The 6,718-nt window shown below is 63.4% G+C and carries 10 protein-coding genes and 1 pseudogene; 7 read left to right on the top strand and 4 right to left on the bottom strand.

The window, feature by feature from the left end:
• Positions 1-122 precede the first annotated feature (122 nt).
• From GIY56_RS18700 to GIY56_RS17965, 3 genes and pseudogenes are all read right to left on the bottom strand, one after another.
• Positions 123-413, bottom strand: coding sequence for a hypothetical protein (locus GIY56_RS18700; RefSeq protein WP_028720592.1), 291 nt, complete (start codon positions 411-413; stop codon positions 123-125).
• 772 nt (positions 414-1,185) lie between these two features.
• Positions 1,186-1,575: pseudogene (locus tag GIY56_RS18990) on the bottom strand (relaxase/mobilization nuclease domain-containing protein); the annotation flags it as partial.
• Positions 1,575-1,937, bottom strand: a complete 363-nt coding sequence (locus tag GIY56_RS17965; protein ID WP_126152583.1) for a MobC family plasmid mobilization relaxosome protein — start codon at positions 1,935-1,937, stop codon at positions 1,575-1,577. The pseudogene GIY56_RS18990 and the gene GIY56_RS17965, both read right to left, overlap by 1 nt.
• 286 nt (positions 1,938-2,223) lie before the next feature.
• Between GIY56_RS17965 and GIY56_RS17970 the strand changes: the two genes are divergently transcribed.
• The 5 genes from GIY56_RS17970 to GIY56_RS17990 all read left to right on the top strand — a co-directional run bounded on the left by GIY56_RS17970 (position 2,224) and on the right by GIY56_RS17990 (position 4,753).
• The gene (locus tag GIY56_RS17970; RefSeq protein ID WP_126152582.1) at positions 2,224-2,505 is read left to right on the top strand and encodes an antitoxin of toxin-antitoxin stability system; all 282 of its coding nucleotides are present in this window, start codon (positions 2,224-2,226) and stop codon (positions 2,503-2,505) included.
• Positions 2,502-2,774 carry a type II toxin-antitoxin system RelE/ParE family toxin gene (locus GIY56_RS17975; RefSeq protein ID WP_126152581.1) on the top strand — a complete coding sequence of 91 codons (273 nt, stop codon included), beginning with the start codon at positions 2,502-2,504 and terminating at the stop codon, positions 2,772-2,774. Before GIY56_RS17970 ends, GIY56_RS17975 begins: the two co-directional genes overlap by 4 nt.
• 68 nt (positions 2,775-2,842) lie before the next feature.
• Positions 2,843-3,250, top strand: a complete 408-nt coding sequence (locus GIY56_RS17980) for a DUF2442 domain-containing protein (RefSeq protein WP_126152580.1) — start codon at positions 2,843-2,845, stop codon at positions 3,248-3,250.
• Positions 3,251-3,545: 295 nt separating this feature from the next.
• Complete coding sequence (locus tag GIY56_RS17985; protein WP_154766216.1) at positions 3,546-4,280, top strand: helix-turn-helix domain-containing protein; 735 nt, start codon at positions 3,546-3,548, stop codon at positions 4,278-4,280.
• 77 nt (positions 4,281-4,357) lie between these two features.
• Entirely contained in the window at positions 4,358-4,753 is a 396-nt protein-coding gene (locus GIY56_RS17990; protein WP_154766217.1) for a hypothetical protein, read from the top strand.
• Positions 4,754-4,775: 22 nt separating this feature from the next.
• Here GIY56_RS17990 and GIY56_RS17995 read toward each other — a convergent pair whose 3' ends face one another.
• On the bottom strand, positions 4,776-5,216 hold the full coding sequence (locus GIY56_RS17995; RefSeq protein ID WP_051578295.1) for a MerR family transcriptional regulator: 441 nt from the start codon (positions 5,214-5,216) through the stop codon (positions 4,776-4,778).
• A gap of 68 nt (positions 5,217-5,284) precedes the next feature.
• On the opposite strand from GIY56_RS17995, the gene GIY56_RS18000 reads away from it, so the two are divergent.
• Together GIY56_RS18000 and lspA are read left to right on the top strand one after the other, a co-directional pair.
• Entirely contained in the window at positions 5,285-6,154 is an 870-nt protein-coding gene (locus tag GIY56_RS18000; protein WP_028720581.1) for a cation transporter, read from the top strand.
• Complete coding sequence (lspA, locus tag GIY56_RS18005) at positions 6,151-6,630, top strand: signal peptidase II (RefSeq protein ID WP_088239308.1); 480 nt, start codon at positions 6,151-6,153, stop codon at positions 6,628-6,630. Before GIY56_RS18000 ends, lspA begins: the two co-directional genes overlap by 4 nt.
• Positions 6,631-6,718 lie beyond the last annotated feature (88 nt).

Here is a 6,718-nt window from a genome sequence, read left to right on the forward strand (position 1 = left end):
AAAAACAAAGTAGGGTTGCCTTGAGGGGCTAACTTAAAGCTCGTGATCGTGGCCCCTGTCGCGCTCCCGCCTTGCGGCCCGCTCCAACTCCCATTCGTGCGCTTTGCGCTCCTGGACTAATGTCAGCGTTCTTTCAGCAACGCGTTCACCTGCTGCACCAAGTGCGTGGTTGAGGCGGTCTGCTTGGCTAAGGCCGCGTTCAAGTTCTCCAAGCCCGCGCTCAAGCGCTGCTGTGTGGCCTCGATCTGCGACAAGCGGGCCTCGATCGCTGATTGTCGCTGCGAGATGCGCTGCGACCATGCGCCCACCTTCTTCGAATATTCCTCGGACGCGCTCTCCGATTGATCGAACTCGTTCGCCAAGAGCCTGAACTGTTCGAGCAAGGCGCGCTCCAATGCCGTGAGCTGGTCCATGGCTCAGTCCCCATTCTTCATATGCAGGCAAATCGCTTTCCGCCCCGAGGGCGTGGTGCATTGCAGCGGGGTCGCGTTCTCGGGCACCACCAGGTAGCTCTGCCCCTCGCTCTGGAACGTCTCCAAGGGCATGTCCTCCACCACCCTCAAGGGCTGGCTCGAGCGCCAAAGCAAGAAGCCGGTCAGCATCAAGCTCACGATCAGCGCGCCCCAGGTCAGCCCCAAGATCCATTTCAGCTGTGGCAGCGCGCTCCTGATCCCATGCGTGGCTCGGGCGATAGCGATCTCGATTTCGGTCAGCTCGGTGCTCACGCTCGCGCTCACACGCTGCGAGAGCTTCTGCAGCTCGCTCTCGGTCAAGGCCGCGATCTCGGCCGTCTGGCTCTCCAACCTCTCGTGCAGCCGCTCGGCCAAGCTCCGCGTCATCGTTCCAGTCCTTCTCGTAGATGCGGCCCCTGAGCCGCAGGCGCTCGTCGGTGTCGGGATCGCGCACCGTCACGTAGTCCTTGCCTGCCCGCGTGACCTCCAGCCCGGCCTCGGTCAGCGCATCGACCAGGCTGACACGGTCATGCACCGCCCCCCGCTCGATCAGCCCCACCACATAGCCGTGGACGGCCTCCTTGCCCTCTTTCAGGTGGAATCCGTGCTGCGCCCAAGGCGGCGACAGCTCGAAGGCCACTTCCCGCGCCCGCGCCGGATCATCCGGGCGCGCCCAGCCATGCTCCAGGTTCAGTGCGTCCCGCAGGGTGGAAAAGCTCCGCTCCCAGCCGGGCGGCGCGATGTTGAGCGCCCGCCCGGAGGCCAGCTCCATGCGCGGGGTCACGAAGTGCAGCTCCACCCGCCCACCCTCGGTGTGCTGGTGCCGCACCCAGGAGATGTCGAACTGATCGACATCGAGGCCGGCGAAGGCAAAGGCTTCGAAGGCGTCCATCGCGGCCTCCTGCTCGATCACAGTGGGCGCATCCTCGGGCGCGAAGGACAACACTCCGTGCGTGTAGGTCCACTGCCGCCCGATGCTGTCGATCAGCTCCTGCGTCCGCGCCAAGTCGCCCCGCACCACCTCCGGCGGGCAATGCTCCCGGCCTTGGCGCTCCGCATCGACTAGGTAGCTGCACACCGCGCCCCCGCCGCCGCGCCCGCCGCTGGTGAACTTGATGAGCATTAGCCGCGCTCCGGCGGATCGGCCCGCGTATGCGCCGCCCGAAGCGCCCCAAGATCCCGGTCGATCTCGATCAGCCGCGACAGCAGCGCGGTTGCTGTCACCGGCTCGTGCCGGTTGGCGGCCCGCGCGAGCTGGTTGAGGTTGTTCCCGATCCGCGCCAGCTCTCGCAAAAGCTCAGGCGCGACCGGCGGCACCTCCCGCCGCGTCCGCAGCCGCAAGCCGCCCAAGGACGCCCGGATCAGCTCTGACAGGCTCATGCCCCGGCTCGCCGCCAATGCCTGCCATCGCGCCCGCTCGGCCGCGCTGGCCCGCAGCTTGATCCAACGGGCAGGCTCGGAAGCAGCGGAAGGGTCGTTGGCCATGAGGCAGGCTCCAAAGAGTGCAGGGGGATCGCCCCTGCCGGGGTTCGGGGCTGGTCCCGCCGTGCCAAAGGTGCGGGCCGGGGGTTTGAAGGGGGCGGCACGCCCCCTCACCAGCGCGAGTGGACAGGGCAAGGCAAAGCCTTGTCGTGGCCACGAGAGTATGCTGGCGAAGAAGTCAGTTTGCAAGATTGACACTGCCGGGTTAGACAGCGTCCAAGCAGCTGATCGGTCTGGAATTGATATACTAACGCGGTATATACTCCGTTAGTATCTGTGGGGATGAGCTATGAACACCAAAGCCGTATTCACGATGAAGCTGGAACCGGATCTGCGGGAGAGCTTCATGGCCGAAGCCGCAGCCGCTGACCGTCCTGCATCGCAGGTCGTTCGTGAGCTGATGCGCGACTACATCGAGCAGCGCCGCCATGAGCGGGCCTACAGCGAGTATCTGGGTCGCAAGGTGGACAAGGCTCGCGCGTCGATGCTGAACGGCCAGGGACGCAGCCACGAGGCCGTGGAAGCCGATTTTGCGGCCAGGCGGGCCAAACTCGCCGAAGGCTCCGCGTGATCGTTCTCTGGGCGCCTGAAGCCGAGCAGGACCGCGCTGACATCATGGATTACATCGCGGCCGACAGCCCGTCTGCCGCGATCCGTATGGACCAGCTGTTCGGGGAAGCCGCAGCTCGGCTGGCAGATCACCCCTTCATGGGAAAGCCGGGCCATATTCCCGATACCCGCGAGCTGATCCCGCATCCCAGCTACCGCCTGGTCTACACCGTCAACCAGGACACGATCTGGATATTGGCCCTCGTCCATACTGCCCGCCTTTGGCCCTGATCGCTGGCTAGGACAGAAGGACTTGGCCGCGCACCTGTCCACCCTCTGCCCGCAATGGAGCGCCATTCATGGAGATTTCTGAGCAAGAGTTTCAGTCTGCCGTTCGCCAAGGCGAGGAGCTGCGCCGCAACGGCTATGCCGTCAGTGCCGAATATGACGCCCGCCAGAACCGCCTCGTGGTGGGCCTGAGCAGCGGCGTCACCATCATGGTCCCGGTGCATCTTGTTGAAGATCTGGCCGGTGCCGATCCGGTCGATCTGGCCGAGATCGAGATCACCCCGTCGGGCCTTGGGCTGCATTGGCCCAGATTGGATGCGGACGTTTACGTTCCCGGCTTCATGAAGGGCATCTATGGGACGCGCCGCTGGATGGCCGCGCTGCTTGGCGCGGAAGGGGGCAAGTCGTCCTCCCCCGCCAAGGCCGCGGCCGCACGGACCAACGGCGCCAAGGGCGGCAGGCCCCGCAAGCAGGCGTGAGGGTTCCGCAGCGCCTCTAGGACTCTCTCCAAGCCTTGGTGCCTGGTCTGACCCTCACAGGGCGCCACCGGCCCTCTGGCACAGCCTCGCCACGTCCTTGTTCCCCAGCATGTCCCATCCGTGCAGTACGACCTGACGGACGATCTGCGCGCATCAGTGCACTAAGACTCTTAGGATATATGGATACGCTGGTGCATTTTGGCCGTTTCGGCCTTGCTGGGCTGAGAAAAACAGAAATTGACAGTTGGCTGGTGGCCAACTAAAGTTGGCTGGTGGCCAACTATCGAGGCGAGGGATGGGCAGGATTTCACTTCACGAACTGCGGCGGATGGGGGTGTCTGTCGAAGACATCGAAACGGCCAAGGTCACGCAACTGGCGCAGCGCCGGACAGGCTCTCCGGTGCAGTCCATCGGCGTCATTGTCGGGGCAGCAGAACAGCGCCAACGCATGAACCCGAACCCGCCTGCCGATCTGACCGCCCGCGCAATGCGCAAGCGCGGTGTTTACGACCAGGCGGCGCTCCTGCTCGATCAGCAGGCTCTCCGGGAGAACAGCCCCGAACGCGCCGCAATGGCGCGGAAGGCCGCTCTGGCGGCCAAGGAACTGTCCGTCAGCAATCAGATTGAGTTTGACTTCTTCGGAGGAGGCAACGTGTCCATTGCATTCCAGTACCAGGACGCCGTGACCGAACGCCTGTTTGCGGCGGCGAAAACGCCTGCGCAGGCGTTTCACGCGCAGGCGGTGCTCTGGCAGATCACCCGCAACCTCGCGTGGCAGTCCTACGAATGCACCAAGACCGCTGCCGACCTGTGTGAGGTGATGCGAACCGACAAAGGAGATATGGCTCGCGCTCTGGACCTTCTGGAGCAGGTGGGGGCCATCCGGCGGATGAAGCGTGGGCGGGTGAAGATCATCACCGTGACGCCAGAAGGGGCATTCCGGGGCAACGTGAACAGCCACGCGCAAGCTGTTGAACGCTACAAGCTGGACGTGATTGAGGGCGGTAAGTCCGACCAGACCCCCGAGTAGCCGACCGGTCGGCTACCGGTTCCGGAAACCGATACCGACCACCCTGCCGACCGGCCCCGACCACCCAAGGAACCACCGTGCCGCTGACGCTGAACCAGGCTGCCAAGACCTGCGGCCGCTCCAAGTCTACCCTTCTGAATGCCATCAATAGTGGGCGCATGAGCGCGCCCAAGGATGATCGGGGTCGCTACGCCATCGACCCGGCAGAGTTGCACCGTGCGTTTTTCTTCCAAGCTCCTGACCGGTCGGCCGACCGGTTCCCGGAACCGCAACCGACCACCCATGAGAACCACCAGACCACCCTGACCGACCAAGGCCTAAAACGAGAAGTCGAGTTGTTGCGCGAGATGCTGGGCAAGGCCGAAGCCAATGCCGACCATTGGCGCGCATTGGCCGAGCGTCAGCAGGCGCTCCTGGAAGACAAGCGGCCCAAGGAACCGCGCAGCCTCCTTCAGCGCATCCTCGGCCGATAAGTTAGCTTGGCGCTGTTTAGGACTAGGGTGCAGTAGTCCCCGCCCGCCCGCTCGGATCAGAGCGGGCTGTAGGGCGGGCGGGGGCTAGAGCCTCGATCACTCGGCATTCGGATACCCTACCTCGTCTACATTCGCTGACCATTCGGGCCAGTTCATCCTGCAAGAGAAGCAGGCGGGCAATCCGGCTTTCGACTGCCTCAAGCTGCTCTTGGGCAATGCGGCTCGCATCCTCGCATGATGCTTCCGGCCGTTCTTGCAAGGCGAGCAGGATGCGGATGCTTGGCAGATCGAAACCAAGCTCGCGAGCATGGCGGATAAAGCCCAGGCGCTCGGCATCGGCGGGGCTGTAGGTGCGCCGTCCGTTCGGCTGGCGGGCAGGCTTGGGCAAAACCCCAATGCGCTCATAGTAACGGATCGTCTCGATGTTCACGCCCGTCTGCCGGGATAAATCGCCGATCTGCATCTTTTGCCTTGCTCCTGTAGTCGCTACAGGTTGTAGCAGGGCAAGGCTAAAGTTTCGAGGATCGACGAATGGCCGCTGCAACCGACACAATCCGCTATCACGTTACGGGCATGGACTGCGCGTCCTGCGCCGCCAAGATCGAGGGCGCGGCCCGCAAGGTTGAAGGCGTGGACGAGGTGAAGGTGTCGATTGCCTCGCAGATCATGACGCTCAATGTCGATGATCCGCAGACGCGGCTTCCTGCTATTGAGCAGGCAGTGACAAGCCTGGGTTATCAGCTTGATCGCATAGGCCAGCCCAAGGTGGCCGGGGCGGAAACCGATGAGGATGACGACAAGATCCCTGACCTGTCGCACGTCACCCCAGCCTACAAGCGCGCACTCTGGATCGTTGTCCTTCTCAATGTCGGCTATGGCGTGATCGAGATTTTCGGCAGCTTTCTGTCGGGTTCGCAGGCGCTACAGGCGGACGCGCTCGATTTCGTGGGCGATGGCCTGATTTCCTTCCTCGGCCTCATTGCGGTGGGCTGGGGCCTCGCGGCCCGCGCCAAGGCGGCGCTGCTGCAAGGCGTGTTTCTGGGCCTGCTCGGCCTTGGCGTGATTGGCTCGACGCTCTACCGCGTCTTTGTCGAGCATGAGCCGGAAACCCTCCTGATGGGTGGCTTCGCGGTCGTGGCCTTCATCGTCAATGTGGCCGCTGCCCTTGTGCTGCTGCCCCACCGCAAGGGCGATGCCAATATGCGTGCAGTCTGGCTGTTCTCGCGCAACGACGCGATTGGCAACCTTGCCGTGGTCGTCGCGGCTGTCCTCGTCTGGGCGCTTAGCTCGTCCTGGCCTGACCTTCTGGTGGCCTTCGCCGTCGCGGGCCTGTTCCTGCAATCGGCGTGGTCGATCATCCGGGATGCGCGCTCCGATCTCAAACAGGCTGGCCGTGCATGAAAACGGCTAGGCCTGCACTCATCATCGCCTTTGGAGCCGCGCTCGATCTTGCTGCAAAGCTATGGGCGCGCACCTCTCTCGAACCCTACGGCGCGGCAACCGACTTTCTGCCCTTTGTCGCGCTGCGTCTGACCTTCAATCAGGGGGTTTCGTTCAGCCTGTTCTCATTCGAGGGTGAGACTGCGCGGCTTGTGCTGCTGCTCGCCACGGCCGCATTGACAGCGAGTTTTGCGCTATGGGCTTTTAGATCGCAGGGCTTGGAGCGCATTGCTGCCTCTTTCATTGTGGCGGGGGCGCTCGCCAATGTCATTGACCGTGCGGTGTATGGAGTGGTGACCGATTATCTCGATCTGCACTTTGGGGCATGGCACCCCTTTGTGTTCAATCTTGCAGATGTATGGATCACGGCCGGGGCTATCTCATTGTTCTTCTGCCAATTCAGCCAAAAACAAAGTAGGGTTGCCTTGAGGGGCTAACTTAAAGCTCGTGATCGTGGCCCCTGTCGCGCTCCCGCCTTGCGGCCCGCTCCAACTCCCATTCGTGCGCTTTGCGCTCCTGGACTAA

This window comes from Paracoccus lichenicola, from assembly GCF_009708075.1.
Lineage (GTDB): Bacteria > Pseudomonadota > Alphaproteobacteria > Rhodobacterales > Rhodobacteraceae > Paracoccus > Paracoccus lichenicola.

Excerpts from the sequence above, each read along its gene's own strand:
- GIY56_RS18700 (WP_028720592.1), bottom strand. The coding sequence starts at position 413 with ATGGACCAGCTCACGGCATTGGAGCGCGCCTTGCTCGAACAGTTCAGG.
- GIY56_RS17965 (WP_126152583.1), bottom strand. The coding sequence starts at position 1,937 with ATGGCCAACGACCCTTCCGCTGCTTCCGAGCCTGCCCGTTGGATCAAG.
- GIY56_RS17995 (WP_051578295.1), bottom strand. The coding sequence starts at position 5,216 with ATGCAGATCGGCGATTTATCCCGGCAGACGGGCGTGAACATCGAGACG.
- GIY56_RS18000 (WP_028720581.1), top strand. The coding sequence starts at position 5,285 with ATGGCCGCTGCAACCGACACAATCCGCTATCACGTTACGGGCATGGAC.
- GIY56_RS17970 (WP_126152582.1), top strand. The coding sequence starts at position 2,224 with ATGAACACCAAAGCCGTATTCACGATGAAGCTGGAACCGGATCTGCGG.
- lspA (WP_088239308.1), top strand. The coding sequence starts at position 6,151 with ATGAAAACGGCTAGGCCTGCACTCATCATCGCCTTTGGAGCCGCGCTC.
- GIY56_RS17985 (WP_154766216.1), top strand. The coding sequence starts at position 3,546 with ATGGGCAGGATTTCACTTCACGAACTGCGGCGGATGGGGGTGTCTGTC.
- GIY56_RS17980 (WP_126152580.1), top strand. The coding sequence starts at position 2,843 with ATGGAGATTTCTGAGCAAGAGTTTCAGTCTGCCGTTCGCCAAGGCGAG.